This window comes from Streptomyces sp. NPDC127092, assembly GCF_042722475.1.
Taxonomy (GTDB): domain Bacteria; phylum Actinomycetota; class Actinomycetes; order Streptomycetales; family Streptomycetaceae; genus Streptomyces.
This window is the reverse complement of the sequence record NZ_JBHXFE010000325.1, coordinates 1-1,199: the sequence shown is the minus strand read 5'-3', so window position 1 is coordinate 1,199 and position 1,199 is coordinate 1. Positions and strand designations below refer to the sequence as shown.

Below are 1,199 nucleotides of genomic sequence, written 5' to 3'. Positions count from 1 at the left end.
GAGACAGCATCGACACTGGGATGTTCGCGGGCGTGCGCAGCCGGGTGCCCTGGCTGCTGCCCGTGCTGGATCCGCGCCACGTGGCGCAGGAGGTGCTGGACGCCGTCGAGGCCGGCCGCACCCGCCTGCTGCTGCCGCGCGCCGTCGGTCTGATCGCGCCCCTGCGCGCCCTGCCGGCGCCCGTCTTCGACCGCGCGATGGACGTCCTCGGGGTCAACGCCACGATGGACGGCTTCACGGGCCGGCGGTCGCGGCTTTTCGCGGGGCGCGAGACGGCGCGCTAGGATTCCACAGTCTGCCCTCGGGCAGTCCCTCGGGTGTCCGGCGAGCCTCCACCGCGTGAGCCCGCCGGCGTCGGGGACGACGGCGGGGTGTAGCTCAGCTTGGTAGAGCGCGCGCTTTGGGAGCGTGAGGCCGCAGGTTCAAATCCTGTCACCCCGACTCGACGTCAAGACCATCCACCACCACCAACAGGAGTCATCCGTGGTCAAGTCCACCGCAGAGAACCTCAGCCCGACCCGCGTCAAGCTGACCGTCGAGGTGCCGTTCGAGGAGGTGAAGCCCGCCCTGGACAAGGCGTTCAAGGACATCGCCAACCAGGTCCAGATCCCGGGCTTCCGCAAGGGCAAGATCCCGGCGCGCCTGATCGAGCAGCGCTTCGGCCGCGAGATCGTCGTGGACCAGGCCGTCAACGAGGGCCTGAACACCTGGTTCTCCGCCGCCATCGCCGAGGCCGAGGTCACGCCGATCTCCCGCCCCGAGGTCGACGTGACCGCCACCCCGGACGCGGAGAACGCCGAGGGCCCGGTGGCCTTCACCGCCGAGTTCGACGTGCGCCCGACCATCGAGCTGCCCGACTACAAGGGCCTCAAGGTGACGGTGGAGCCCGCCCAGGCCACCGAGGAGGACGAGCAGAAGGCCCTCGACGCCCTGCGCTCGCGCTTCGGCTCCCTCAAGGATGTGGACCGCCCGGCCGCCCAGGACGACTTCGTCACGATGAACCTGACCGCCACGGTCGACGGCGAGCAGGTCGACCAGGCCGAGGGCCTGTCCTACCAGGTGGGCGCCGGCACCATGCTCGAGGGCATCGACGAGGCCCTCGACGGCCTGTCCGCCGGCGAGGACGCCACCTTCGAGACCACGCTCAACGGCGGCGAGCACGACGGCGAGACCGCCGTGGTCAAGCTGGAGCTGACGGC

General features: G+C 70.8%; 2 protein-coding genes and 1 tRNA gene. All 3 read left to right on the top strand.

Annotation, left to right across the window (positions count from 1 at the left end):
• Nucleotides 1–284 (top strand): hypothetical protein (locus ACFWJO_RS40110; RefSeq protein WP_386873274.1); only part of this gene is annotated, 284 nt, incomplete at its 5' end.
• Nucleotides 285–367: 83 nt separating this feature from the next.
• A tRNA-Pro gene (locus ACFWJO_RS40105) sits at nt 368–441 on the top strand.
• Between the two features lie 42 nt (nt 442–483).
• Nucleotides 484–1,199, top strand: a 716-nt coding sequence (gene tig, locus ACFWJO_RS40100; RefSeq protein WP_386873272.1) for a trigger factor, incomplete at its 3' end; no start/stop codon positions are given.